Genomic DNA, 21768 nt, shown 5'->3' with positions numbered 1-21768 from the left:
GTTACGGCGTCGCCTCGTACGTATCCCACCATTTGACTGGGTAGCTGACTCCGCTCAGCACAGGACTTGCCGCGGGCAACGATCTGACGATCAGCCCGCCATCGGTCCCGAACTCAATCTGGCCAACACCGCTGGCAGTTCCGACCGGTGCGCGCACGGTCGTATCGATGGGGCGTTCACAGGCCGGCAACTGGCCAGCTGCAAGAATGACGGTATCTGCCGATGTCGTTCCGCCGCTCAGCGCGCCTTCCCAATGAAGGATGCCGTGCTCGTCGACCATGCGTCGCAGATTGCTCTGCGCCCAACTGTTCGAGTACGTCAGTCCGGAAGCGCTGCGCCAAATGCCTTTGTCTTTGTTGATACCTGGGCTTACGTCAAGGATCATGCGGCGGCTGGCGTCAGTCTGATCGCTCCGGATCGAGCGCGCGCCGCGGAACGTGTTACGCGCTCCAATCGTGTTGTATCTTGGTGCATACCCGTCACCGCCATCGACCAGACCAACGTCCGCGATAGCGCAGAGCTGCATTTGATTTTCATCGATCAAACCTGCGATAGAATTCATCAGCCAAATTGAATAGTTTACGTCACTGCCGCCGCCGAAATTGTTGGCGACGATCCGCCAATGCTTCGCCGGGTAAGCGAGACCCTGGACCTGAATGTGCTGACCTAGCAAATTCGTGCCGCCGTGCTGCTCGACCTGGTTGCTCTCGAAGCTCCAGTTCGACCCGTTCGTGACCAGCAGCGCACCGTCGCGCGTCACGATGCAGTTGCCGGAGATCAGCGTCTTATACGCCCCGAGCACGAGGTTGAGGCGAACGCCAGTCCCGGGTCCGAACATCAGGTTGTTCAGAATGCGGTGCCCGTCGGCGCAGCCGTCTAGGTTGATGGCAAGGCCGCCCGAACTTTGAATGGAGATATTGCAGCCTTCGATCGTGTTGAAATTGGTGTCGCCTGCCGGTGTTGCGCCGCCGATGCGAATGCCACAGAGGCCGCCAGTGATCATCCCATTGCGAATATGCGTTTCGAAATGCGGGTTCTGGCCCGGCGTGGAGTTGGCCGGGTTGACGTTGATCGCGCAGTTGGCGCGGGCGTCCGCAATCCAAGTGCCGCCCTCGATGATCATGTTGCGCACGTCGCTGGACGCGGGATTTGTTACCGCGATGCGCAAGAGATCATCGGAGGAAACGGCGCTGCTCAACGTCAATACGGCGTTCGGGTCGAGCTTCAGCGATTTGTGCTTCGACATGACGAGCGGCACCGTGCCGACATAGCTGTCGGCCGGAAAATAGAGAATGTCGCCTTTCGGCTCAGCATCAAGTGCCGCCTGGATTTTCGCCCAGTCCCCGGCATCGTTACCGCCCTTAACGCCGAAATGGTCCTTTACGTTGACGTAGGTATCACTGACCTTGATGACGGAGCGAAATTCGGCAGCTTTGCTGGAATCGAGGCTTGAAGGAGAGACCTTCCCGGGCGCGATTGTGTCTTCGGGCTGGACGGCGGTATCAGCCTTCTCACCCTGGGCAGTCGTCGCGAATTGACCGTCAAGCATCTCCGCTACGTCGGCGCCCGTCAGCTCTTGCGCAGTTCCAACGTCCCCATCCTTGCGACCGAGAATGCGCGATCCTGACATCTTGAGGTCATGCTCGTCATTCCAATTGGAAGGACGAACAAGTCCCGGTTTTGGCTGGTCAGGGACTGTGCTCTCGAACTTATGCTTGAGCGAGATCACCATCAGAGGCTTTTCATAATCCAGCCGGCAGCCGCAACCTCAATCCCGGGATGCGCGAACGCCTGAATGCCGAGATTGATGTTGAAAAAGAACATCGCCAAGCCGAGCGCGCACACGACGCGCCCGGCCAAGTGAACGATCTGCATGAAGTCCATGTTCTGAATGTTCATGCGAACGCTCCCCTGCGGATTGAGACGGGCTTGAGCCGCGCGCGCGGCATGGACAATGCGCTCCCGATCTCGTTCTACTGCCGCTAGCGCTTCCGCCCCACGCGGATCAAGGTAGTTCGTCACGTAGGTCGTGTTATCGGGCTCCTGGCCCCAGACCTTGCGATAAGCCCAACGATAGGTGCGCGACAGGAAAGACCATTTCCGGCGCGGTCCTTCCGCCGTCAGGCGTGCCGCTTCATCGCGCATCGATCCGAACGAGATGAACACCGAGATGACGAGAACCGAGATCAGGCCCGTCAACTGCTGCGCGCGGGACTCGCTCATGCCGCCCCAGTCCGTCAGCATGAACAGGTCGGCGCGATCCTCAGAGGTCACGACCTTCGTGCTCGACGCTTCGCTGCGGGCGATGACGACTTCCTGCTCGAGACGCTTCACGTCCTGGTCTGCTGCGTTAGCCGCCTCGATCAGAGCCGGGTGGGTATCAGCCCACGAAAGAGCGGCCTTCGCATCGTTGTAGTCGGCGCAGAACTTCCGCGTCTGAGGGCCTTTAGTCGTCTGGCACTCGTTCGTCAGGTTCCAGTAGCGGGTGTTCGACTTGACCTTGGCGATTGCCGCTTCGGCCTGCCCCCGGTCGGTGATCTTCTGCCCATCGACGACAGGGATCGTCTCCCAGGCGGCATTGTGCTTTTCCTGGGCGGCGTTGCGGGCCTTCTTCAAGGCGTCCTGAGCCATGTCGAGACGCGTGCGCGCATCCGCCGAGTGCACGAAGGCCGCCTTCTGAATGTTCGTCTTCTCAGCCTGCCCTTCCGCCGCGGCGCCGATCCAGTTGAAGATCGAGAACGAGAACGCCGCAACCCAGATGGTGAGGTTGCAGAACATCGAGAACGGCTTGGCTTCCCAAAAGGCCCGCATCATCGATCGGGAGGCGCTCATCTCGTAGAGCAGGCCGGCGATGCCGAGCGAGCAGCCGAACAGCACCATGAAGCTCGGAACGTCGACGCCGTTCTTCTTCAGGATCGTGACGACGCCAGCGAAGAAGACGAGGCCAATGGCGATGCGATCGAGGTTGATCCGGGAAGCAGGGCGCGAGACTGCTGAAAACAGACCCGAGACAGCCGGGATCAGGCCCCGGCGGGCGGGCGCGGGAATGGTGCTCATGGGAATCTCCTGCGGGTAGGAGGTGAATTTACGATTTAGGTTTCTGACGCCTCAATCGGCATATTGAGATCACACGCCACACGTTGCCCTAACGACGGCCTTGCCTTGAGCGCGGCGCGAACATGCGCCGTGAGTGAAGCAAATGGTATCCGCTCCACAAGACGCTCCAAAATCTCGGCAGAGCGGCGGGAGCGCCACCCGCCTGCGAGCCCGTGAAAGTCAAGAATCGCTAATGCTTCTTCTTTCCAAAGAAGCTGCGCGATGATCTTAGCGTCCCGGCCTGGATTAATCCGAGCTTTTCGTTTGTGCTTCAACACAAGACGGTTGTCGGATACCCGCGCTTCCAAACATCCCCACCACTTGGGAATAATCTTGAGCGCTTTCTTTGCGTGCTTACTACCGACAACGAGGGTCATGCGGTCGAAAACCTTGCCGTAAATGTCGGCCTGAGCGGGAAGTCGCTCTAAGGTATCGCTGTCGCTCTTCAGTTCGTAGCCGCTTAGCTCACCGTTTATAACGGCAACATCAATGCGTACGGTGCCAGACCAAATGCCCATCTCTTCAACGAGACGCGTATCCGAAGCGCCAGCGTGCTCGGCCCCCAATCGCGCACGAAGCGCCTCGCGCACATCGCTATCGCGCATAATTATTGATCCCACCCCCCAGAGATAGTCTAAGGCGTCGATTGCCGTCTGATCTGTGCTTGGCCATAAGCAAAAGGCGACAAGGGAGGTTGGATTCCCAAGTCGCCTCTGGTGAGCCCTGTTACGGGCCCAACTAGCGCACCATCCCATCCCAGCAGCTTCAAGCGGAGGTGAGAATGACGGCCAAACCATAAACCCGCCCTCGCGGGCACCCAATAGGGCAAAGGGACGGGCGCAAATCGCCGCCCGTCCCGTTTCCGTACTACAAGATGGAGGGCTCAGCCAATGGGCAGCGAGTCAATTTCAACAGCAAGCCCCGCCGCCGCGCATCCATGGCATTGGATCGGGTGCCAGAGCATGTGTCGTGACAATCCCGGGTCAGGAGACAGTCACGGCGACGGGGATTTCAGGATTGTTTGGGGGTCGTTTTGCTCGCATTTCCGGATTCGGCGGCCCGGATTGCGGGTACCACCGTTGGAAATGCGAGCCTGGCCTTGCGATACTGGGCTTTGTTAAGCTCGCGGTCGGCCGACAAGAAACAGAAAAAGCCGATACGCCACGCTAGAATCTAGCAAGAGCGGTGGAGTGATTTGCCTTGTGCGTCAAGGCCTATCCCAGAGGACCGCGGCGCACGCCGCACATGCGTGACATGGCATCCACAGTTCGCTTTGGTAGCTCAGCCGATATCACTTTCCTCTTAATCGAAGGCGGCTTGTATTCGCCAACTTCCGGGCGGGCGAATTCGCCGAAATATTGCGCGGCCGCCGTTTTATAGGCATCAGCTGCCTCATTGAACGTGCCATAGGTCCCGAGGTTCTTCACCTTTCCCCGGACGCCTATATGCGCTTTGAATCTGTTTCCGATCTTACAGACGCCCTTCGCGCCAGACGTATTATTGGACGCGATTTTTCTGTTCTGTTGGTTCTCCGAGTTTGTAGCAAGCCGGAGGTTATCCAGGCGGTTGTTGGAGGGTTCGCCGTCGATGTGATCGATCTGATCTGGTGGCCATTCCCCATAGATGTAGAGCCACGCTAGGCGATGGGCTGGGTATCTCTTTCCGTAAATGGAAATGTACGTATATTTGCCCCGTCGTCGGTGAACAGACCACCGTCCCCCGCCTCTTTCCGGGGTAGTTCTCCGTCCACAGGAAAAGCCCGCAAACCGGGATGTATTTGATCACGCTCTTGAGTTGCTGCTGCGTGAGTTCACCCACCAATTTCATTTGCGCTTTCTCCCCGTTAGGTCCTCTATCACACCAAGAAGCTCCGGCCGCACCCGGACTAACTTGATAATCAGCGCAACGGGTCCCGGTACCGCGACACTTGCCCAATATTGGCCGGTGCGGGGTTTCGCCCCCAACAGTTCCGCAAATTCGGTCTGTGTGTATTTCAGCGCCTTCACGGCTTCACGGTATTCGGCCGGGGTCATTGAGGGGCGATCCGCTCTGCGTTGCCAATACGCAACCTTTAGCATCAAACCCGGCTATTTCAAGCAAAAAATACGCAATCTTTGTTGATTCGCTATTGACGAAAAGCGCAATCATTGCGTATTCTATCAATCGAGCCCCGCAACCGGCTGACACCGCGGCAGGGCTCTTGATCTCAACCTTAGCAAGAAGGATTGAAACCCAATGTCTGGACTATCACTCCTATTAGTCTTCGTCACGGCATCACCGGTTCTTATTTTAGGCGCGGTCGTTGTTCTGAGCCTCTTCGTCGAAACGATGATCGAGGGGAGCATCGGCAAATGAGCACCTCTCTCAAGGGGCGGGCACTCGCAATCATCGCCGGCTGCGCTTTTGCGGCTGGCGGGTTGACCATCCTGCTCGACAAAGACCTGACGAGGCCGCTCGAATGGGCTTCGTCGCAATGGCTCACGATTCTGACCGTCTTCGGTACGATCGCGGCCGGGCATCTCATGGTCGACGCCGCGCGCGCCCGCCATCTGTTCGCAACTCTCGGCTTCCTCGTGCTGTTTCTGTCGGGAACCGGTCTTGTCGTGTATTCCTCCGTTGGCCGTCAGGTTGAAACCGCTGGCACCACCACACTCTCGGTCGAAGACAACAACACGAAGATTGCTGACAAGACCGAAGACCTGAAAGCGGCTCGAGCCCGGCGCGACTATGCCGACCGTGCTGCGGATCGGGAGATGACCGGGCAGCGTTGCGGCCAGCGCTGCAAGGACTGGAAGCAGAACTCGAAAGACATCACGGTCGTCATCCTACAGCTCGAGGCGGAAATCGCCGCCCTGGGCCCACAGAAGCCCGTCAATGCCAAGGCGGAAGCGATGGCCGACATCGTGCGGCTGTTCCCTGTCCCCGCTTCAAAGCCCCAGATCGTTGCCGTCCTGACGTTGCTGGTGCCCTTCTTGACCACCCTGTTCTTCGAAGTCGGAGCAATCGTCTCGCTCGGATTCGCGTTCCGGCAAAGCAAGCGTCCGGTTTTAGTTGCCGCAAACGATCAATTGCCGAGTCAGATCAAGTCGTTTGCCTCAGTTGCCGACACGCTTCAAACCTCGTTCCCCAGTTCAGTTGAGTTGCCGGAACCGCCCGAACCTCCGAAAGGCAAGCGTCGCAAGCCGTTCCCGAAAGAGGTCATCGACTTTCGAAACCATCCCGTCGTCAAAGCTCTGCGAGGCAACGGAGGATCCGTCACAAGTCACAGGCAACTGGCTGAGTTGCTCGGCATCGATGAAGGGGCTGCAACCCGGCGTCGGCAAGAGGTCGAAGACCTGCTGGAGGTGACGCGTCACGGGAAGCAACTGAGGATCGCTCTCAGGGCTTAGGCAATTATAGCTTCTACTTGATATAATTCAGAGGGGCGGCTCTTCGGGGTCGCCCTTTTCATTTGCAGCCGGAAGATACCCGTATTCCGTTCGCGTCACGACGATATCGCCGTTGTCTTGGACATCCGCCGTCCACGATGCATAGACCGGAGTTTTCGTGTTTGTTCGATCTTCCCACTGCCATTGTCGGCAACCCGAAGCTCTATCCCAGCGGAGCGTCCAGTCTATCGTGACGCCAAGAGCCTGCGTGCGGGCGTTTTGCTGCTTTCGAAATCGTTCCTGATCTGCTGCCAGACGTGCTGCGTATTTCTCGGGTGGCTTGTCAGGATTCATCCTCGTGTTTTACCTTTTGAGGCGGGCTGTCTTCCGCGAGCCAAATCAGGAAGCCGCAGAACGTCAGAAGTAGAGGCCAAAAGATCAGGTCACCGATGCCGTGATCGATGCACCAATAGATTATGGTGGCAATTTTGATCATGCCACGTCCAGCATATCAAGGTCGACTTCAACCTCTCTCGTTCCATTGAAAAGATTCAGAAACACCCGCGCCTTTGTCCCGTGTAGGCCGGCAATCTGCGCAACCTGATGCGCGAACGGACCCGCAGCGATTGCCGCCATCTCACCAACTCGGAAAGCGCGGTGAGTGTTCACCGACCGTCGGTGCGGGATAAGCCCTCCTGACATCTCTCTGAGCTTCGCCATTTCATAGTCAGAGATCGGTGCAGGCCGGCGCCTACCGAACTCATCTGGAAAACCAACAGCAGCGGTGATGTAGTTCTCTGCCATCAGCTCGAGCCATGAGAACCGCCCTCCGACAAAAATGTAGCCGCAAAACATGGGATAGAGGACGGGGATCGAGACGCGGCGGCCCTTCTTGATCGTCTTCCGGAACTTCGTTTCCGTCGGGCAGAATACTTGGTCGTAGCCCTTTTTCTCGAGCACGCCGGGGCGCCATTCCCCGTTCTCGTCATAACGGCCAGCGAGCAGGAATTCACGTTGTGGATTGGTGCGTATGGCGTACCAGGTCAAGGCGTGTTCCTCTTCACGGCCATTTCCGGCGATTGGTAGAAACACTTTATGGAATACCCGGCTTTGATCAGGCCTTCGCTGTGCTCATCGAATGAAATTCCGATAAGTTCCGCCAAAATCATTGCATTCGCTTCAGCGCGTATCGCTGACTTTGCCGCTGCTGACTTTGCTGCTGATGCGCGGTCCCGCTCTTCTTTGATTTGAATAGCGCATGCGTTACATCGGATGCTCCTGAGCGAATGCACGCGGCGTCCGCAGTCGATGCAAAATCTTGGCTTTATGGGCTTCGCATCGACGATCTCACGCACACCTGTGAATTGGTTTCTCAGGGCTTCCGAAACGCTCATGGCACCCTCCTTATCGGTTTCGTTTTCTTCGACTTCTTCTGCTTGATCTTCGCAGATGTGTTGAGCCCGTATCCGGATATCTTCTCAACCTTTCCGGACTTCGTGATGCGGTAGCCGCGAAGGGTTTTGCCGGTCATCTCTTCAACGTCCTGCCGCTACGCATATGCAGACTATCCACAGCGTCGTCCAAAGCGGATGTGCTGCCATGAAATCTCCAATCGTCACGCCGCCTTGCTCCTATTGTGCCGGTCCATCTATCCACTGATATAAGATGTCTCTTTCCGCTGCTTTGATAGGACAGCCGATGCCGAGCCGCTTCTCTGGCGGATCTTCATCGACATGCTCTTCCAGAAATTCAAGATCGCCGTCGGTCAAGCGCACACCGCCTAACTTAGCGGTGTGATCGCGATATATTTGCAGCCATTTCCATAGGGAGCCGGGCATTATTTCTTCCCCAAAATCTTAGGGGCATGCTCTCCGCACCCGTCGTCCATAAAAGTTGTCGGCCATTCAGCTAATGAATGTGATGGCTTCATATCAATGTCATGGCCCCGCGCACCAATGCGGCCATACTCCTAAAATATCTCGCTTCTTCTGCGATTCAGGCGACACCGGCATCTCAATCGGCACATGCGAGCGCTCAACAAAAACTCGAAAAACCGCTCTCGGCGCGTGGCGTCTGCATTGTCCTTTATCGAACTCTTCTTGGGCGTGCTCGCGATCCCAAAACCGACACGTGTCGCATCTCTCCATATCCCAGTTTGGGACATCGCTTATGTCTCTAGTTTTGGGCACGGCGGGCCTCCCGAATGATAAAGTCCAAGATCTGATCCCTAGCGCCTAGATCGAAGCCAGCAGCTTTCAGCGTCTCAGCAAAGTCATTGTGGCACCCAATGAGGATATTGAAGAGCCGCGTTTTCTCACTATCGTCGGATGTTTCCTTGACTATTTGAGCGACCATACCGAACGCCGCAGCTAACGCACTGTCTTCTGAAAACGTAATTCTCATGCTGCTTCCTCCTCGCTGCTACGGCGGTTGCTCTCCATGAGCTTCGCCAGCCATCCCGACATATCGCCGGTTCGGACGTTCGCATTCCGCCACTCAGCAGCCTTCCGATAGCGCTCTGCCTGCTGCTTCGCGTACGCGACCCATTCTCGGGGCGGCATCAGTTCGTCGATGTTGTCGTAAGGCTTGCCGTGGCAGATACGGTTCTTAACTGTCAGGATCAGATGGCTGCGAAGTTCCTTGCCCCATCCTTCTGAAATCGCTTCGCGTACCCATGGATGCGGCAGGAAGCGATCGGAGAATTCCCAACCCACCGGCTCTAGCTTTCCCGTCCGCTCGTTTCTTCGCATGGCGTTGACGAGCATCGCGCGCGGTACTCGGCAATGTTCATGAACTCAAGGGCTTCGTCGGCTGTGCGGCAATCGAAAATCGATCTAGTTGATGACATTGGCGAGCCCCTGTTCAACCATCTCGTTGGCGATCTGCTCCTTCCAGCTTTCGTCGTTGAGATGCAGCAGGCGAGGCGATGCTGTTGGCGCTCGCCCGGTGGCTGATTTGGCGCCGGAAGGAACCGTGGCCGTCGCAATGCGCTTGGATGCCGCTAGGCGCTTCACACGCGCGTCAGCAACGGCGTTGGTGAAATAATCCCAGCTCCACACCCGCCGCCCCTTGTGCGTCGCGGCCTTGGCGCGCAACGCCGGCAGGATGTCGAGTTCGAGATCGCAGCCCGAGTTGATCCACGTTTGCGGGATCATTGTGTTGATCAGGCCTTGGCAGTTTGCAGGGTTGTCGAGGCAGGCGCTGGCGGCGTCGCAAAGCCGATCGTAAAAAACTTTCAAATCCTCGCAGCGTGGCGTGGCGTCATCGCGCGCGGGTTCTGGTAGGGAAGAAGCTACTTGGGTAGTTGTAGTATTTGTATTCCTTGTAAGAGTCTGGTTGGACACTGGTTGGACACTGGTTGCGCTCTGGTTGGTTGACTGGTTGCGCTCTGGTTGACGCGCTTGATATTTGTCGTAATTACATATCGTTGCGATGTTCGCGAAGTGACCGCCACTCTGGTTGATTTCCAGCATGTTCTCGGCCACGAGAATTTTGACGAAGGTTCTGACGGTTTGCTCCGACCATCCCCACGTCTCGGCCAAGAATGCGCGGCCGATGAGAACCTGCCCGCGATCGAGATCGATCATCTTGCCCTTGTGATTGACGCGTTTTGTCTTCCAAGCGGCATTGGCTATCAGCCATTGCCAAGCTGAGCGGCGGTCGAAGGGGCCAACATTCAAGACCGGACGATCGAAGATTTCGACGGACGTTGAGAACCACCGCGTCTTGTTTTCGCCATTCAAATCACCGACGTTATCTTCGGTGACAGCGTTCGGTGTTGCGTCTGTTGGTGTCATCGGTTTTGTACCCCCAAAACTTTAGCGTCAGAGCTGGCTCCAATCCCCCGGAGCCAGCTCTTTTGTTTTCAAAGTGGAATGCCGCCTCGGAGCTGCGGATCGGCGTTGCCCAAGATTGCTGCGCCCGCGCTTTTCAAATCGCTGTACGTGACCGTGCATTCAGCATGGTGCTTCTCGCCGCCGAGATCGTACTTCGCGACCGTCTTGCCGTTCTCATTCATCGCGCAAACGGTGCCGCCGTAAACGTAATAGTCGGAACCGTCCGCGTAGATGAAACGTAGGCGTCCCTTTGAGGGAACACGCCCGATCTCGGTTACTAAGGATTGGCACAGTAAGCGATTTTCGAGGAACTCAATTTCCTTGATGGCGAAGACTCTTTCCGGGCCATCCGGTTCGATGTATTTCACTGTCAGCATTCTGTTTCGTCCTTCTGTTGCTTCTGCGTAGAAAAGTGCCGTGACGATCTGATTTGCGGACATAGGTGTCCCCCCAATTTTGGGGCCGCTCACACCTCCGATCAGATCTCTCTCAGTTAGTAGGATGCACGGCATCACCCCCAGGAAAGCGGTGCGAGCGGAAACGCAAACGGCAAGGCGGTCGCGTGGGGCGTGCGTTAGGTGTCTCGGCGGGAGATAAGCGCCTACCGCCCTTTCGGAACGGATCACCTTGGCAATACGCGACCGCCCAGCGGCTTTGCGCCGGGTGTACGCTTACGCAACTGAGACTAGGACTCGTGGTAGGGTCAGGCCCTCAACAGGAGGGACCGACATGGACGATGAGATCAGAGGCCGACTAACAGAACGCGCGGCCGACGTTGCTTTCGGTTCAATGATCAAAATCTTGGTTACAAGATTTCTTTGGAGCGAGGATCGCGATACCTTCCGACGGCGTCTCGCCTCGTTTGAAACCGCCGTTGTCAACGACATCAACGTAGGGCCGCCATGGCCAAAAGTTCCCGACGAATGGAATAAATTTGCGCAGGAAGCCGCCAGCGGATTTGCGACACAAATCATCGCCTCCATCGTCCATAAGACGGACGATCCGTGATGCGTCGACGTTGCAAACCTGAGGCATCTCCTGAAGAGCTCGTAATGCAGCAGCATTGTTCATGCGACTCTCGCCTCCGCTCTGCGCTTAGGGACTTCGATGATCATGCAGTGCACGTCCTATCGTTTTGCGATGCACACTGACGGTTGCATGGCGGAATCATTGTCCCCCGCTCATGGTATGAAAGGCGTCCGCGTAACTTGACCTTACTTTTTTCATTCGCTATGGTCAAGACCTCTGCGCTCGTCAGTTTGCTTGACGTGCATAAGTCCGCGGGTAAGGCAGAATTACCCGCTATGGAAAGGCTCGAAGATCAGGTGAAGAAGGCGTTGGCCAAGAGATTGAAGCTCGCCCGAAAGGAGGCTGGCTTCCGCTTTGCAAACGAGTTTTCGCGAGTGCTCAATATCGAGGAGCACACCTATCGCTCATGGGAGCGAGGAACGCATATGCCCGACGTCTACACGCTTACACGCATCTGTAAGCTGCTGAATGTTGAGCCAAATGACCTTCTTCCTTTGGCTATAAAAAAAAGATCATCCAGCGAGAGTTCGGGTGGGGAATCAAAGGCCGCGTGAAACCATCTACGGCCCCGATTGGTTCCGGTGGGTGCTTGATGCCGCTCAAGAAGCGAGCGCGCTAGACCGATCCGAACTATTCAATCAGAAAGAATAGCTTTCCAGAGCACACACGCAACGCTCCACGTCACCAGCCAAAATGGGCAGGCGATGAGAATGCCGGCCAATAACCCATAATCCCCGGTGGCGCGGTCAAAGATCCAATAGCTTACCCAGATCGCTATGATTGCGATAAGGCCCATCAGAGCTAGAGATATCAGCGCTCTCAGGGCGGTGCCCGCCAACTTCCACACCCAAACAATGCCGTCGATCGCTCGTCGCCAGAACGGAAGCGCCCGACGAGCGGCACACTTTTCGGCTTCGCGCGCCATACGTTCCGCAATTATTCTCGCGCGCGGGTCTTCTGGCGCTAGATCGTGCGTCACCCACGCGAGTTCCGGCGGAGGAACACTGAGGCCGTCTCGATACAGAAAATAGGCGCCGCGCATCGCGCTAAGAAGACCGAAAACCGTTAGCGCACCAGCAATCGGCACTACTCCCTGAGCGATTTCGCTTTCCGGCCACCACAGCAAGCATGCGCCGATAATCAGGACCCCAGAAACAACGGCTGACATCCCGCCTTTCAGAATCTCCATGCCATCTGGCGTGGCCAAGTAGGTGAGCAACGCTGCTGTCTCGTCGTCGATCTCGCGATCGTTTCCCATGCCATCCCCCACTACGATCGATAAGCGCAAGTAATTGGCACCATACAACAATCGCTCGAATTGTGACAGACTTCGGCCCATGCGCGTAATTCTATCTTACTTTTTTATGTTGACGCGCAGAGAAAAGTAAGTCTAAGTTACTCACATCAACGAGCGACAGACCATCCCGTCTCCATCGTCGATACCGCTGCCCTGGGGTGTTCCCACCGTCTTAGCAAACCGCCACTGGGGCAGCGGTCAGCAGATTTCCAATCTCGTGCCGTGCGTATCCAAGCGGGGGCGGCATGAGCATCGAAGCCGGGTGGGCCAGTGGATGAGAGGGACACTGTCCTCTGTCTCGCCCGGCACTTAGGGGGGATTACAAAATGCAGACCCGAGACTGCTATGGCATCCGAGCCATTCCATTCTGCGACACGGAATTCGAGGTCGATGGCCTCAAGATGATGTGGGGCGGTGAAGCTCACATCGAGACCGATGGAACGATCATCTTCATATCGCGGGAATGGCTCGGCGAAGGCGATGACCGCATTACATACCGCGTTCCGAACTCCCACGCCGTTACCGACAATCTGACAGATCGCGCCGTGAAGGCGCTGGCCAAGGTTCTCGAAGTCGATTGCAAAGACGAGATCACCGACGCCGTTACGGATCACGCGGTTTCAAATCTTGAGCAGGTCTGGTCGCCCCGTTCCGAGTGGGGAACCCATCGCACTCTCCGCGGGAGGGTCGCCTGATGCTCCCTCTTCAATTCGATTTCAAACGCCGTCCGGCAATCGACAGCAAGTGCTTCGACCTTGCCGAGCACTTCATTCCGTTTGCTCCGACTGCTGACAAACGCACGCTTGCCGGTGAGTTGCAGCAGGTCGTCGACGACTTCTTCTTCGACAAGACGCAGGCAATTCAAAGCAAGGTCCGGGCAATCGCTGAGGACATCGCGTGATGCTCGAACACTTCCTCGAATTCGTCCGGCAGAACCCTGGCTTCTCGATCTTCGTTACGGTCGCTCACACCATGGCGTTCTGTTGGGCTGTCGCGATCTTCATCAACCGTCGCTGAGTTCAATGTGGAGTTCGTCATGCTTTCAAAGTTCGATCTCGGAATAACACTGCTCGTGCTCTGGGCCATCGGTGTCATGGGAATGGCCCTCTACTACTCAGGATAAAATGATCGACCGCCGACTGTGGGAGGCCTTGGGCCTCGCAATTCTAGCGAGTGCATTCGGGTGGTTTGCGTTGGGTTTGTTGTACGTTTCAGGGGGATTTTAGATGCTGCCGTCGTTCGCAAAGTCATCGTTTCGAGAACTGCTCGAACGCGCATCCAAGACGCAGCCGACAAGCAATATCCGTCCGCTGCATTCACTCGACAGCCTTGCACGCGCCGCACTCGATTCAACGCCAACCGTCGTTGATCTCGAATGCCAGTGTGACCGCCTGAAGAAGGCTTACGAAGATGCGAAGGCGGAAGCGGAAGCTTATCTCGAAACTCTCAAAACCGAGTTCGAAGCAGAGATTACCAAGGCTGAAGTTGCCCTGGCGCAGGCCAAGGATGATCGGCTGCGGGCTCAGTATCGCGCGCTCCGCCAGCAAGTTGATCTTGGCGTGTTCGAGGGCGTGAGAAGCCTCGACGAACTCGTGCGCAACAAAGACCTGAAAGAGGCCTCCAATGGCACTGACTGATTACGCCAAGAACATGCAATCCAACTTCGAACTCCGGCGCGAGATCGAGCGAATGTTCACTGAGTTGAAACGTCGAAGCTCCGCTGAAGCCACCGTCGTCGTTCAGCGGCTCTCGAACATCAATCGTCAAACATCGGCAGGGAGGAATGTCGGATGAGCGCTCTCGCAACAATAACTCAAACGCCCGTCGCTATCACGCCAATGGAGATGTTAAACTCCGCCATTACCCGCGGTGACAGCCTCGACAAGCTCGAACGTCTCATGGATCTAAATGATCGGTGGGAGAAAGCGCAAGCCAAGAAGGCATTCATCGAAGCCAAGGCCGCGTTCAAAGCGTCCGCTCCGGTGATCACGAAGGACAAAACGAACAATCAATATAATTCCCGATACGCGTCGATCGGGAGCGTCGTCAACGCCGTCAATGAGGCGCTGAGCAAACATGGTCTGGACGCCGACTGGCAGTTTGATCAGTCGAACGGCATCCGCGTCACCTGCATCCTAACGCATGTCGCTGGTCATTCGGAGAGCGTCTCGCTTGTCGGAACTCCGGATACATCGGGCGCGAAGAACCCGCTGCAGCAAATCAAATCGACGCTGACCTATTTGAAGCTCGCGACGTTCGAGGCGGTCACCGGCATTGCCACCAAGGAAGGTAATCGCGATGACGACGGAAACGCTTCTGGCGTGGTTTCATTTATCAGTGATGAGCAGGTCGAGGAACTGACCGCACTGATCACCGAGACAAAGACTGACATCGCCAAATTCCTCGAGATCGGCAAGGTCGAAAGTCTATCCGATATAACCACCGCAGATTTCGGGAAGGCGAAAGCCCTTCTTCTCTCCAAAAAGAAGAAGGACGTTTCCAAATGAACGTCATCGACTGTGAGCAGAATAGCGCGGAGTGGCTGGCGGCGCGCTGCGGAAACCTTGGGGCCTCGAGCATTGCCGATATGGTCGCCAAGACGCGAACAGGCTGGGGCGCATCGCGGTTCAACCTAGCTGCCCGTATCGTTTGCGAACGCCTGACCGGAACCCCGCAAGAGTCCTACACGAACGCCGCGATGCAGTGGGGACACGATACCGAGCCGCAGGCGCGCGCAATGTATGAATTCATGCGCGACGTTGCCGTTCAGCAAGTTGGCCTCGTCCTGCATCCGTCCATCAACAAGAGCCACGCTTCTCCGGATGGTCTTGTTGGCGATGCCGGCCTCATCGAAATCAAATGCCCCAACACCGCGACGCACATTGAAACGCTGCTGAGCGAGGATGTGGAAGGCAAATACATCAAGCAGATGCAGTGGCAGATGGCTTGCTGCGGCCGGGCTTGGTGCGACTTCGTTTCGTTCGACCCGCGCCTGCCGGCAGAAATGCAGATGTTCGTTCAGCGCGTTCCCCGCGATGACGGCTTTATCGCGGAGTTGGAGCGCGAGGCCCGGTTGTTCCTTGCGGAGATCGACAAAACGATCGCGACGCTTTCGGACAAATACCTAAGTCGCGAGGCCGCCGAATGACCTCCGATGCCACGGGCGTATGCCTGCTCATTCTCATCTTCGTTGTGGCTGCGGTTCTTATTTCAAAAGCTGTTGCGCCTCAGAACGATTCCGAAATCCGACCAAGGATCGTGAAGACGATTGCTATCAATGTGAATGAGGAAGCAGGGCTGTGAGATCACCCTGGCACCATGAGCCGCGCAAGTTCCTGACAGAGCAGCAGGCGGCGAAGCTGTTTCTCGAACGCGGCGGCGTGTGCAGTCAATGTGGGCGCAAGCTCATGCCGGCTGATGACTGGATCGTGGAGCACGCGCTTGCTCTTGAGAATGGCGGCACGAACGACTGGTCAAATCTGACGCTCACATGCGCCTGGTGCAAGCCGAAGAAGGACGCTCACGATCACGCTACAGCTGGCCACGGACGACGCATGGCCGCCAAGCACATCATCTCGAAATCGATGCGTAAGAAGTCGGCTCTCTCAAAGAAGCCGGGAACGAAATTCAATTGGGCCGCTGGACGATACGAGCGCCAAGAGGACGAGTCATGACCACACCCGATAAAGAAGAAATGCCGACAGAAGATAGGACTGCGGGACCTTGGACGATCGAGGGGCCTGATCAGTTTGGCGATTACAACATTCATCATCCGGCGGATCGCCTGGCGATCGGAGCCGTCGTTTCGAATTTGCGTCCGCCCGAGGAAAATGCGGCCAACGCTCACTTCATCGTCACCGCCTGCAACGCCTATGAGCCAATGAGAGAGGCGCTACAACAAGCGCGTCGAATGTGTTGGACCGCTGTTCGGCTAGGGATCGATGACCCGGCATTTGATCCTGACAAGCACGCCATAATCCAGAAGATCGACACCGCTCTCTCCACCCTCCCTGTAAACGATCGGCATCATTCAGGAAGTGATTCCTATCAAGCTGACGCCAGTGCACCTGCTCTGTCCGAGAAAGTCACCTTGCCATCAGAGCAAGAGGCACTCCTGCTTCGCGATTTCGAGAGCTACCGATCTCGCGGCACCGAATTTGTTGGCGCTTATCGTGCGGGACTTTCATCAGCAATGGGCATTTGCGATCTGCTTGCAGATGAGTGTGGTTCACGCACGAAGGCGACGCGACGAGCCTTCGAGGCGTTGAAGGTAGCTGCGGATCGCATCGAACATTTTCGCAGAATGTGTTCTGCCGAGTTGAATTTCTCGAACGACGCCGAGCGCGATGGCGTCAGCTTGAAATCCGATACTTCCTCTCAGCCTTCAAGCGAAGCGGGGAAGCTCAGCACTGATGAGGTGCTGTGATGTCGAGCCGCTTTAGATGCTGGACAAGCTGGTGTCGGCCTGGGCGTCGATGCTGTCTTTGCAAGCACAAAAACCGCGCTGCTCTCAGCGCCCCCTCTACAGATGAAAAGGTGCGCGGATGACGTGCGAACGCTGCCAAGGGAACGGCGAGATTGTCACCGATTGGGATCGGTATTTGAACCCTCGGACCGGCGACAAAGGTGATGAAGCCGTAGCCGAGTGTCCCGATTGCGGAGGCAGTGGCACGGTTGAAGCCCCCTCTACTAATGGAGCGGTGAAGTGAGCGGGACACCTAATCAAGACGAATGTCGCGGGACGCTTGTTCGTGGCTCAGACGGGGTTCTATCGTGCCCTGAATGCGGCTGGCGCTTTGAGCCTGGATCGCCAAAGTCCCGCATGCGCAAACCGACTGCGATCGAAGCCAAAGACGCCGAGATCGCGTCCCTTCGCGCTCAACTCGATGGCGTGAAACGGGCTGCTGAAGTGCGTGACGGAACCGTCGCTGCGCTGAATGAAACTTGCGTCAATCAGGGTTTCGAGATCGCCGACCTCAAAACGAAACTCGATGAGGCGAGAACCGATCGTGACGCCTACAAGCGCGATGCCGCAAGAGCGCTCGAACAACTCGGTAAGGGGCTCGACGACCAAATCGACGCCGTGCGCGCGGCTGCGATAGAGGAATGCGCGGCGATTGCTGAAGCGTGTGACATGCGCCTGCTTGAATACCCGAACGACACAGCGCGCACTCATTATGAGAGCGCAGTCATGGACGCCAGCATGAGCATTGCAACGATCATCCGCACCCTTCTTTCGGAGAGCAAGTCATGCTGAGCGACATCCTCCTGATGAAGAAGCAATTCAAAGTCGGCAGTCGCGTCGTGCCATCGGAGTACGGGCGCGTGCAGCACATCGTGCAAAAACGCGTCAACAGAGGCACGGTCGTTTCCGTCAGCAATGTATCGCCCGCTGGTTATGCGGGGACTGTTACCGTCCAATGGGACTGCTACAAGCGCGCGCACTCTTATGCGGCGTGCTTCATCGATCCTCTGATGACGCGAGGTAAGTCATGAGCATTGAGATCAACGAGGACTATTTCGAGGTGTTCATCGATGGCCCCGCAATCGCCAAATACTTCACCGCGGCTGAACGCGATGAAATCAAGCGACGTGTGCGGACATCATGCTCATCCTCCGAAAGCGCCCGTATAGCAGAGCTTGAAAAGGCGCTGAAACAGGCAAAAGACGCGCTGATCTCGATGCGGGATTTAGCGCGTAGGACATCAGCGCTCCAAAGCCGCGCGCACGTCGATCTTGGAATATCAGTAAACCACGCGATTGACGAAGCCCGCACCACTCTTGAAGCATCTGAACGAGGGGGTGAATAGATGGAAAATGCTAACAACACCGCATACGATCTCGTTGTCAGCTTTTCCGGGCTCTACGGGACAATGCCTGAAGAACACGCTTTTGTTCACGGATGCGAATTCGGCCAGCTCTGGCAGCGCATGACGAGTGGCTCTGAAGCCGAGATCGAAGGCACATTTCATTCCGCAAATCGTGTCGTCATCGAGCGCGCATGTGTATCGCAGGGTTGGTCGGCTGAGTTCGAAGACGCCAAAGATGACGACGGAAAATCGTATGACGAATGGCTTTTTGTCAAACTCAAGAAAGTGAAATCGGCGTCGCACAATCCACACGGACTGCGCGTGGTGGCATCTGAACGTTGGGGTTCGTGATGTTCATTTTGTATACGGCGCAATTCAAGATCAGGCGCGTATCGTATTGCAGCAGCCTACCGGTCGATCCGAGCGCTCGTTATTTCCAGTGCCTCATGGTCCCTGGCACCGTCGACCCGATGCGTGACTGGGAGTTCGACATATGACCGACCTCCCCACACTCAAATCCTTGCAGAAGCAGTCCGCTCTCCGAGTGCGGACTCTGGGAACCGACTACTTCGAGGTGAGCGCATCGAGCGTAGAATGGTGGACGGCCAAGCGGACGGCAGAATGTTGGTACATAACCAACGCGTTCATGCGCGAGGTCACACCAACCGGAAAACGCGGGCGCGAGATCATTGCGGCCATCGAGAACAAACTAAAAATGGATGCTGTTCGCAATTGCTTGAGGGCGTCGAAATGACCGACCTAGAATCCCTCCGCTCCCTACAGAAGCGCATACGTGAGGACTCAGCAAGCGCCGTTGAGACGGATGCGTCACGCTCAAAACCCCGAAGAACACGAACCAATTTATCTGGATTTACTGTCGAGCAACGTTATCAACACGACACAGAGCGCCGTCGAAAATGGCGACAAAACAACCCCGACAAAGAACGAGCCAGACACAAGAGATACTATGCCAAAAATACGGATAAACACCGCGCGACATGCGCCAGGGTGCGCATGGAACGTCTAGAGGAGCGCCGCCAGAAGGACATTGAAACTTATCGGCTGACGCGATCAGACTGGCGAAAAGATATCGTCCACAAAGTTAGTTCTGCGCGCCGTCGCGCCGGGAAACTCGGCATGGAATTCGATTTAGATCATGCATGGACGCTCGAACAGGTCGAGCGTCTGCGGTTGGACCCACGATGCCCCGCAACTGGCGTTGTCATGTCTCCAGGCCGTGGACAGAACAGAGGGAAGCCATTCCCGACTACACCCTCAATTGATCGGATCGACCCTGCTAGAGGTTACACGAAAGATAACGTTCGCTTCGTTTGCTATTTCGTGAATTGCGCCAAGCGAGATTTCGAAAATGCTGCAATCGAAGCCATAGTACTCGATTGGGCCGCGAGAATCCAAGAAAGCGCCGTCTCCGCCCTCATTGCCCAGGAAGAAGCAAAGGAGAAAGCTGATGCCAGCTGAAGTCGGGAAATATCCGAACGGCGATACGTTCGTGCGGGTGCGGCTTTCTCAGGGCGACTATTCGGTTCGAATTGACGCGACGGTTGAGGGCAGCGGAAAAGACGCCGACGTGGCAACTGAAATGCTGCATGTGGCACTCAGAAATCTCTCGGATATGGCGAGCGATGCCGCCGACGCTATGGGCGACGGAGAGGAAGAAGCAAAGCATACGGAGAAAGCGGGATGACAAAGAATTCCGACACTCTTCCAGCTGAACAGTCGGCGCCAAAGCGGTCTCCGTACGTCTACAGGTGCCAAAAGCATAATTACGTTCTTGAGACGACGGCTCCAAAGATCGGTGCGACGCTCAAGATCTTTTGCCCAATCTGCAAGGACGAGTGGTTTGCACAGCATCTCACAGAACTAGAAAACGAAAACCCCGACGCCGGAAAAATGGTCCCGGTTCCTAACATCACCCAGTCTAAGGAAGGGTAGAGAATGGGAAACAGCGAAACAAAATCCGACTTCCCTCCAAGCCCGATCTGGACGCTGGCCGAAGAACTGGCCGATTGGGCGGCGCAAGATTATCCGCTCAGTGGATGGGACGTGATCAACATGCTTTGCGAACGCGGCCTTTTACACCCTGAGAATGCGAAGCAGATCGCTGATGCCGCCATGCGCAGGCACAACGGGCCTCCTGCCACAGAACTGAACAGAGGCGACTTCGACGAAGACGCAAAGATTCCATTCTGAGGACTAAGCCCAATGCAAGAAGCGACAGACACTTGCGCTCACTGCGGCGGACCAAAAGCCGTCCGCAACCCATCCGGATCGTGTGACCACCTCTATTGGCCTGATTGCCTGTCGTACGAAGCACGGCTTGCAAACGGCTTCGAGCCAACGAGAGATCAGATCATCGAGCGCCAGCAGCAAGTCATAGACCTACTGATGAAAGCGGTAGAGCCGTTCAAAGAATGCATCGACGGCTTTGATACTGCGGAAGTCGACGACGAAGAGATCCGTCTCATTCTTCTTGGCTCCGACCTTACAGCCAAGGATCTCCGTCGTGCTCGTGAAGCAAAGGTAGAAGCTCTCAGGATTTTGGGAGAATAATTTGGTGAGCGAGAAATTCTGCGCAGTTACCGCCGAACAATTGCGAGAAGTCCTCCACTATAATCCTGATAGTGGTGTGTTCGTTTGGAAGGTCCGCGTCGCTCGACCTGTCCGGATTGGCATGATAGCGGGCTCTCAACAGAGTTGCGGATATCGAAACATAAAAGTAGGCGGCCACATGTATCTCGCCCACCGGCTTGCATGGCTATATATGACCGGGAAATGGCCGAATGCACTGCTAGATCACATCAATGGCATTCGAGATGATAATCGGTTCGCGAATTTGCGCGAAGCGACCCAAACACAAAATCAATGCAATTCCCGCAAACGCCGCAACAATACCTCTGGACTTAAGGGAGTTAGTTTCTTTGCGCGCCGAAGCTGCTGGCGTGCTCAGATCCGGGTGCACGGCAGATCAATCGGCCTTGGCTACTTTGACACTCCGGAACAAGCTCACGCAGCCTACATTGCAGGTTCACAAAAATACCATGGTGAGTTCGCGAGGACTGAGTGAAAGCCATCCGTTCACTACACCACTCACATCCAGGACTTGAGAGGGAAGAATGACTGAAATCGAAAACCAAACAGCGCTTCTAGAGGCAGAGATAAAGCACCTTCGAGACGGACTTTCTATTCTTGCTGATCCCAACAGCTTCAAAGGCGATGACGGGGCCATAACGGTGAGGACCAGCAACTTTGCGGAACAGATATTGGCAAGGTCACCGATGCAGTTGCTTGAGAGGGAGAAGGAGTAAGGGGAG

The 21768-nt window shown here is 56.2% G+C and carries 37 protein-coding genes; 23 read left to right on the top strand and 14 right to left on the bottom strand.

Annotated features, from left to right (window positions below; translation table 11 throughout):
• Position 1: 1 nt before the first annotated feature.
• The 4 genes from HDEN_RS07710 to HDEN_RS18630 all read right to left on the bottom strand — a co-directional run bounded on the left by HDEN_RS07710 (position 2) and on the right by HDEN_RS18630 (position 4766).
• The gene (locus HDEN_RS07710; protein ID WP_013215559.1) at positions 2-1732 is read right to left on the bottom strand and encodes a pectate lyase family protein; all 1731 of its coding nucleotides are present in this window, start codon (positions 1730-1732) and stop codon (positions 2-4) included.
• The gene (locus tag HDEN_RS17960) at positions 1732-3057 is read right to left on the bottom strand and encodes a hypothetical protein (RefSeq protein WP_013215558.1); all 1326 of its coding nucleotides are present in this window, start codon (positions 3055-3057) and stop codon (positions 1732-1734) included. Before HDEN_RS17960 ends, HDEN_RS07710 begins: the two co-directional genes overlap by 1 nt.
• A 35-nt stretch (positions 3058-3092) precedes the next feature.
• Positions 3093-3701, bottom strand: coding sequence for a sce7726 family protein (locus tag HDEN_RS07700; RefSeq protein ID WP_049775114.1), 609 nt, complete (start codon positions 3699-3701; stop codon positions 3093-3095).
• Positions 3702-4310: 609 nt separating this feature from the next.
• A complete protein-coding gene (locus tag HDEN_RS18630; protein WP_425337344.1) occupies positions 4311-4766 on the bottom strand; it encodes an HNH endonuclease signature motif containing protein in 456 nt (151 codons plus the stop codon).
• Positions 4767-5447: 681 nt separating this feature from the next.
• Here HDEN_RS18630 and HDEN_RS07680 point away from each other — a divergent pair.
• Positions 5448-6485 (top strand): hypothetical protein, encoded by a 1038-nt coding sequence (locus HDEN_RS07680; RefSeq protein ID WP_013214190.1) that lies wholly within the window; start codon positions 5448-5450, stop codon positions 6483-6485.
• A gap of 27 nt (positions 6486-6512) precedes the next feature.
• Here the strand turns inward: HDEN_RS07680 and HDEN_RS07675 are convergent, their stop codons facing one another.
• From HDEN_RS07675 to HDEN_RS07640, 9 genes are all read right to left on the bottom strand, one after another.
• Positions 6513-6818, bottom strand: a complete 306-nt coding sequence (locus tag HDEN_RS07675; protein ID WP_013214189.1) for a hypothetical protein — start codon at positions 6816-6818, stop codon at positions 6513-6515.
• 138 nt (positions 6819-6956) lie between these two features.
• Positions 6957-7511, bottom strand: a complete 555-nt coding sequence (locus HDEN_RS07670) for a transcription termination/antitermination NusG family protein (RefSeq protein WP_013214187.1) — start codon at positions 7509-7511, stop codon at positions 6957-6959.
• Complete coding sequence (locus HDEN_RS17950; RefSeq protein ID WP_013214186.1) at positions 7508-7858, bottom strand: hypothetical protein; 351 nt, start codon at positions 7856-7858, stop codon at positions 7508-7510. Before HDEN_RS17950 ends, HDEN_RS07670 begins: the two co-directional genes overlap by 4 nt.
• A complete protein-coding gene (locus HDEN_RS18325; RefSeq protein WP_013214185.1) occupies positions 7855-7995 on the bottom strand; it encodes a hypothetical protein in 141 nt (46 codons plus the stop codon). Before HDEN_RS18325 ends, HDEN_RS17950 begins: the two co-directional genes overlap by 4 nt.
• Before the next feature lie 100 nt (positions 7996-8095).
• The gene (locus HDEN_RS17945; RefSeq protein WP_013214184.1) at positions 8096-8302 is read right to left on the bottom strand and encodes a hypothetical protein; all 207 of its coding nucleotides are present in this window, start codon (positions 8300-8302) and stop codon (positions 8096-8098) included.
• 337 nt (positions 8303-8639) lie between these two features.
• On the bottom strand, positions 8640-8867 hold the full coding sequence (locus HDEN_RS07655; protein ID WP_013214183.1) for a hypothetical protein: 228 nt from the start codon (positions 8865-8867) through the stop codon (positions 8640-8642).
• Positions 8864-9178, bottom strand: a complete 315-nt coding sequence (locus HDEN_RS07650; protein WP_150103222.1) for a hypothetical protein — start codon at positions 9176-9178, stop codon at positions 8864-8866. Before HDEN_RS07650 ends, HDEN_RS07655 begins: the two co-directional genes overlap by 4 nt.
• 120 nt (positions 9179-9298) lie before the next feature.
• The gene (locus tag HDEN_RS07645) at positions 9299-10261 is read right to left on the bottom strand and encodes a hypothetical protein (RefSeq protein ID WP_013215556.1); all 963 of its coding nucleotides are present in this window, start codon (positions 10259-10261) and stop codon (positions 9299-9301) included.
• A gap of 68 nt (positions 10262-10329) precedes the next feature.
• Complete coding sequence (locus HDEN_RS07640) at positions 10330-10677, bottom strand: hypothetical protein (protein WP_013214180.1); 348 nt, start codon at positions 10675-10677, stop codon at positions 10330-10332.
• Between the two features lie 352 nt (positions 10678-11029).
• Between HDEN_RS07640 and HDEN_RS07635 the strand changes: the two genes are divergently transcribed.
• Together HDEN_RS07635 and HDEN_RS07630 are read left to right on the top strand one after the other, a co-directional pair.
• Complete coding sequence (locus tag HDEN_RS07635; RefSeq protein ID WP_013214179.1) at positions 11030-11308, top strand: hypothetical protein; 279 nt, start codon at positions 11030-11032, stop codon at positions 11306-11308.
• Between the two features lie 200 nt (positions 11309-11508).
• A complete protein-coding gene (locus HDEN_RS07630) occupies positions 11509-11883 on the top strand; it encodes a helix-turn-helix domain-containing protein (protein WP_150103156.1) in 375 nt (124 codons plus the stop codon).
• 80 nt (positions 11884-11963) lie between these two features.
• Here HDEN_RS07630 and HDEN_RS07625 read toward each other — a convergent pair whose 3' ends face one another.
• On the bottom strand, positions 11964-12587 hold the full coding sequence (locus HDEN_RS07625; protein ID WP_013214177.1) for a hypothetical protein: 624 nt from the start codon (positions 12585-12587) through the stop codon (positions 11964-11966).
• Positions 12588-12952: 365 nt separating this feature from the next.
• Here HDEN_RS07625 and HDEN_RS07620 point away from each other — a divergent pair, with 365 nt between their 5' ends.
• From HDEN_RS07620 to HDEN_RS07540, 20 genes are all read left to right on the top strand, one after another.
• Positions 12953-13321 (top strand): hypothetical protein, encoded by a 369-nt coding sequence (locus HDEN_RS07620; RefSeq protein WP_013214176.1) that lies wholly within the window; start codon positions 12953-12955, stop codon positions 13319-13321.
• Positions 13321-13527, top strand: a complete 207-nt coding sequence (locus tag HDEN_RS07615) for a hypothetical protein (protein ID WP_013214175.1) — start codon at positions 13321-13323, stop codon at positions 13525-13527. The genes HDEN_RS07620 and HDEN_RS07615 overlap by 1 nt, the downstream gene beginning before the upstream one ends.
• A 325-nt stretch (positions 13528-13852) precedes the next feature.
• Positions 13853-14263: a hypothetical protein gene (locus HDEN_RS07610; RefSeq protein ID WP_013214173.1), complete on the top strand. Its 411-nt coding sequence runs from the start codon at positions 13853-13855 to the stop codon at positions 14261-14263.
• A complete protein-coding gene (locus HDEN_RS18320; protein WP_013214172.1) occupies positions 14250-14420 on the top strand; it encodes a hypothetical protein in 171 nt (56 codons plus the stop codon). The genes HDEN_RS07610 and HDEN_RS18320 overlap by 14 nt, the downstream gene beginning before the upstream one ends.
• The gene (locus tag HDEN_RS07605) at positions 14417-15133 is read left to right on the top strand and encodes an ERF family protein (protein WP_013214171.1); all 717 of its coding nucleotides are present in this window, start codon (positions 14417-14419) and stop codon (positions 15131-15133) included. Before HDEN_RS18320 ends, HDEN_RS07605 begins: the two co-directional genes overlap by 4 nt.
• The gene (locus HDEN_RS07600) at positions 15130-15774 is read left to right on the top strand and encodes a lambda exonuclease family protein (protein WP_013215555.1); all 645 of its coding nucleotides are present in this window, start codon (positions 15130-15132) and stop codon (positions 15772-15774) included. The genes HDEN_RS07605 and HDEN_RS07600 overlap by 4 nt, the downstream gene beginning before the upstream one ends.
• Positions 15771-15929 carry a hypothetical protein gene (locus HDEN_RS18315; protein WP_013214169.1) on the top strand — a complete coding sequence of 53 codons (159 nt, stop codon included), beginning with the start codon at positions 15771-15773 and terminating at the stop codon, positions 15927-15929. Before HDEN_RS07600 ends, HDEN_RS18315 begins: the two co-directional genes overlap by 4 nt.
• Positions 15926-16300, top strand: coding sequence for an HNH endonuclease (locus tag HDEN_RS07595; protein WP_013214168.1), 375 nt, complete (start codon positions 15926-15928; stop codon positions 16298-16300). Before HDEN_RS18315 ends, HDEN_RS07595 begins: the two co-directional genes overlap by 4 nt.
• The gene (locus HDEN_RS07590) at positions 16297-17052 is read left to right on the top strand and encodes a hypothetical protein (protein ID WP_013214167.1); all 756 of its coding nucleotides are present in this window, start codon (positions 16297-16299) and stop codon (positions 17050-17052) included. Before HDEN_RS07595 ends, HDEN_RS07590 begins: the two co-directional genes overlap by 4 nt.
• Before the next feature lie 396 nt (positions 17053-17448).
• The gene (locus HDEN_RS07585) at positions 17449-17883 is read left to right on the top strand and encodes a hypothetical protein (RefSeq protein ID WP_013214166.1); all 435 of its coding nucleotides are present in this window, start codon (positions 17449-17451) and stop codon (positions 17881-17883) included.
• Positions 17877-18122 (top strand): hypothetical protein, encoded by a 246-nt coding sequence (locus HDEN_RS07580; RefSeq protein WP_013214165.1) that lies wholly within the window; start codon positions 17877-17879, stop codon positions 18120-18122. Before HDEN_RS07585 ends, HDEN_RS07580 begins: the two co-directional genes overlap by 7 nt.
• Complete coding sequence (locus HDEN_RS07575; protein WP_013214164.1) at positions 18119-18436, top strand: hypothetical protein; 318 nt, start codon at positions 18119-18121, stop codon at positions 18434-18436. The genes HDEN_RS07580 and HDEN_RS07575 overlap by 4 nt, the downstream gene beginning before the upstream one ends.
• Positions 18437-18787 carry a hypothetical protein gene (locus tag HDEN_RS07570; RefSeq protein ID WP_013214163.1) on the top strand — a complete coding sequence of 117 codons (351 nt, stop codon included), beginning with the start codon at positions 18437-18439 and terminating at the stop codon, positions 18785-18787.
• A 142-nt stretch (positions 18788-18929) separates the two neighbouring features.
• A complete protein-coding gene (locus HDEN_RS07565) occupies positions 18930-19190 on the top strand; it encodes a hypothetical protein (RefSeq protein ID WP_013214161.1) in 261 nt (86 codons plus the stop codon).
• Entirely contained in the window at positions 19187-19915 is a 729-nt protein-coding gene (locus tag HDEN_RS18150) for a hypothetical protein (RefSeq protein WP_013214160.1), read from the top strand. Before HDEN_RS07565 ends, HDEN_RS18150 begins: the two co-directional genes overlap by 4 nt.
• Complete coding sequence (locus tag HDEN_RS07555) at positions 19905-20141, top strand: hypothetical protein (RefSeq protein ID WP_013214159.1); 237 nt, start codon at positions 19905-19907, stop codon at positions 20139-20141. Before HDEN_RS18150 ends, HDEN_RS07555 begins: the two co-directional genes overlap by 11 nt.
• A gap of 251 nt (positions 20142-20392) precedes the next feature.
• Positions 20393-20647: a hypothetical protein gene (locus HDEN_RS07550; RefSeq protein WP_013214157.1), complete on the top strand. Its 255-nt coding sequence runs from the start codon at positions 20393-20395 to the stop codon at positions 20645-20647.
• Between the two features lie 12 nt (positions 20648-20659).
• Positions 20660-21007, top strand: a complete 348-nt coding sequence (locus HDEN_RS07545; protein WP_013214156.1) for a hypothetical protein — start codon at positions 20660-20662, stop codon at positions 21005-21007.
• A gap of 4 nt (positions 21008-21011) precedes the next feature.
• The gene (locus HDEN_RS17935; protein ID WP_013214155.1) at positions 21012-21521 is read left to right on the top strand and encodes an HNH endonuclease; all 510 of its coding nucleotides are present in this window, start codon (positions 21012-21014) and stop codon (positions 21519-21521) included.
• A 49-nt stretch (positions 21522-21570) separates the two neighbouring features.
• On the top strand, positions 21571-21762 hold the full coding sequence (locus HDEN_RS07540) for a hypothetical protein (protein ID WP_013214154.1): 192 nt from the start codon (positions 21571-21573) through the stop codon (positions 21760-21762).
• Positions 21763-21768: the final 6 nt, after the last annotated feature.

The organism is Hyphomicrobium denitrificans ATCC 51888, from assembly GCF_000143145.1.
Taxonomy (GTDB): Bacteria; Pseudomonadota; Alphaproteobacteria; order Rhizobiales; family Hyphomicrobiaceae; genus Hyphomicrobium_B; species Hyphomicrobium_B denitrificans.
Note: the sequence above shows the minus strand (reverse complement) of the source record. Positions and strands in the feature narration are given on the sequence as shown.

What these genes read in the sequence shown, in the direction of transcription:
- HDEN_RS07710 (WP_013215559.1), bottom strand. Translation starts at nt 1,732, where the DNA reads ATGGTGATCTCGCTCAAGCATAAGTTCGAGAGCACAGTCCCTGACCAG.
- HDEN_RS17960 (WP_013215558.1), bottom strand. Translation starts at nt 3,057, where the DNA reads ATGAGCACCATTCCCGCGCCCGCCCGCCGGGGCCTGATCCCGGCTGTC.
- HDEN_RS07700 (WP_049775114.1), bottom strand. Translation starts at nt 3,701, where the DNA reads ATGCGCGATAGCGATGTGCGCGAGGCGCTTCGTGCGCGATTGGGGGCC.
- HDEN_RS07680 (WP_013214190.1), top strand. Translation starts at nt 5,448, where the DNA reads ATGAGCACCTCTCTCAAGGGGCGGGCACTCGCAATCATCGCCGGCTGC.
- HDEN_RS07675 (WP_013214189.1), bottom strand. Translation starts at nt 6,818, where the DNA reads ATGAATCCTGACAAGCCACCCGAGAAATACGCAGCACGTCTGGCAGCA.
- HDEN_RS17950 (WP_013214186.1), bottom strand. Translation starts at nt 7,858, where the DNA reads ATGAGCGTTTCGGAAGCCCTGAGAAACCAATTCACAGGTGTGCGTGAG.
- HDEN_RS18325 (WP_013214185.1), bottom strand. Translation starts at nt 7,995, where the DNA reads ATGACCGGCAAAACCCTTCGCGGCTACCGCATCACGAAGTCCGGAAAG.
- HDEN_RS17945 (WP_013214184.1), bottom strand. Translation starts at nt 8,302, where the DNA reads ATGCCCGGCTCCCTATGGAAATGGCTGCAAATATATCGCGATCACACC.
- HDEN_RS07655 (WP_013214183.1), bottom strand. Translation starts at nt 8,867, where the DNA reads ATGAGAATTACGTTTTCAGAAGACAGTGCGTTAGCTGCGGCGTTCGGT.
- HDEN_RS07645 (WP_013215556.1), bottom strand. Translation starts at nt 10,261, where the DNA reads ATGACACCAACAGACGCAACACCGAACGCTGTCACCGAAGATAACGTC.
- HDEN_RS07640 (WP_013214180.1), bottom strand. Translation starts at nt 10,677, where the DNA reads ATGCTGACAGTGAAATACATCGAACCGGATGGCCCGGAAAGAGTCTTC.
- HDEN_RS07635 (WP_013214179.1), top strand. Translation starts at nt 11,030, where the DNA reads ATGGACGATGAGATCAGAGGCCGACTAACAGAACGCGCGGCCGACGTT.
- HDEN_RS07625 (WP_013214177.1), bottom strand. Translation starts at nt 12,587, where the DNA reads ATGGGAAACGATCGCGAGATCGACGACGAGACAGCAGCGTTGCTCACC.
- HDEN_RS07620 (WP_013214176.1), top strand. Translation starts at nt 12,953, where the DNA reads ATGCAGACCCGAGACTGCTATGGCATCCGAGCCATTCCATTCTGCGAC.
- HDEN_RS07615 (WP_013214175.1), top strand. Translation starts at nt 13,321, where the DNA reads ATGCTCCCTCTTCAATTCGATTTCAAACGCCGTCCGGCAATCGACAGC.
- HDEN_RS07610 (WP_013214173.1), top strand. Translation starts at nt 13,853, where the DNA reads ATGCTGCCGTCGTTCGCAAAGTCATCGTTTCGAGAACTGCTCGAACGC.
- HDEN_RS18320 (WP_013214172.1), top strand. Translation starts at nt 14,250, where the DNA reads ATGGCACTGACTGATTACGCCAAGAACATGCAATCCAACTTCGAACTC.
- HDEN_RS07605 (WP_013214171.1), top strand. Translation starts at nt 14,417, where the DNA reads ATGAGCGCTCTCGCAACAATAACTCAAACGCCCGTCGCTATCACGCCA.
- HDEN_RS07600 (WP_013215555.1), top strand. Translation starts at nt 15,130, where the DNA reads ATGAACGTCATCGACTGTGAGCAGAATAGCGCGGAGTGGCTGGCGGCG.
- HDEN_RS18315 (WP_013214169.1), top strand. Translation starts at nt 15,771, where the DNA reads ATGACCTCCGATGCCACGGGCGTATGCCTGCTCATTCTCATCTTCGTT.
- HDEN_RS07590 (WP_013214167.1), top strand. Translation starts at nt 16,297, where the DNA reads ATGACCACACCCGATAAAGAAGAAATGCCGACAGAAGATAGGACTGCG.
- HDEN_RS07585 (WP_013214166.1), top strand. Translation starts at nt 17,449, where the DNA reads ATGCGCAAACCGACTGCGATCGAAGCCAAAGACGCCGAGATCGCGTCC.
- HDEN_RS07580 (WP_013214165.1), top strand. Translation starts at nt 17,877, where the DNA reads ATGCTGAGCGACATCCTCCTGATGAAGAAGCAATTCAAAGTCGGCAGT.
- HDEN_RS07575 (WP_013214164.1), top strand. Translation starts at nt 18,119, where the DNA reads ATGAGCATTGAGATCAACGAGGACTATTTCGAGGTGTTCATCGATGGC.
- HDEN_RS07570 (WP_013214163.1), top strand. Translation starts at nt 18,437, where the DNA reads ATGGAAAATGCTAACAACACCGCATACGATCTCGTTGTCAGCTTTTCC.
- HDEN_RS07565 (WP_013214161.1), top strand. Translation starts at nt 18,930, where the DNA reads ATGACCGACCTCCCCACACTCAAATCCTTGCAGAAGCAGTCCGCTCTC.
- HDEN_RS18150 (WP_013214160.1), top strand. Translation starts at nt 19,187, where the DNA reads ATGACCGACCTAGAATCCCTCCGCTCCCTACAGAAGCGCATACGTGAG.
- HDEN_RS07555 (WP_013214159.1), top strand. Translation starts at nt 19,905, where the DNA reads ATGCCAGCTGAAGTCGGGAAATATCCGAACGGCGATACGTTCGTGCGG.
- HDEN_RS07550 (WP_013214157.1), top strand. Translation starts at nt 20,393, where the DNA reads ATGGGAAACAGCGAAACAAAATCCGACTTCCCTCCAAGCCCGATCTGG.
- HDEN_RS07545 (WP_013214156.1), top strand. Translation starts at nt 20,660, where the DNA reads ATGCAAGAAGCGACAGACACTTGCGCTCACTGCGGCGGACCAAAAGCC.
- HDEN_RS07540 (WP_013214154.1), top strand. Translation starts at nt 21,571, where the DNA reads ATGACTGAAATCGAAAACCAAACAGCGCTTCTAGAGGCAGAGATAAAG.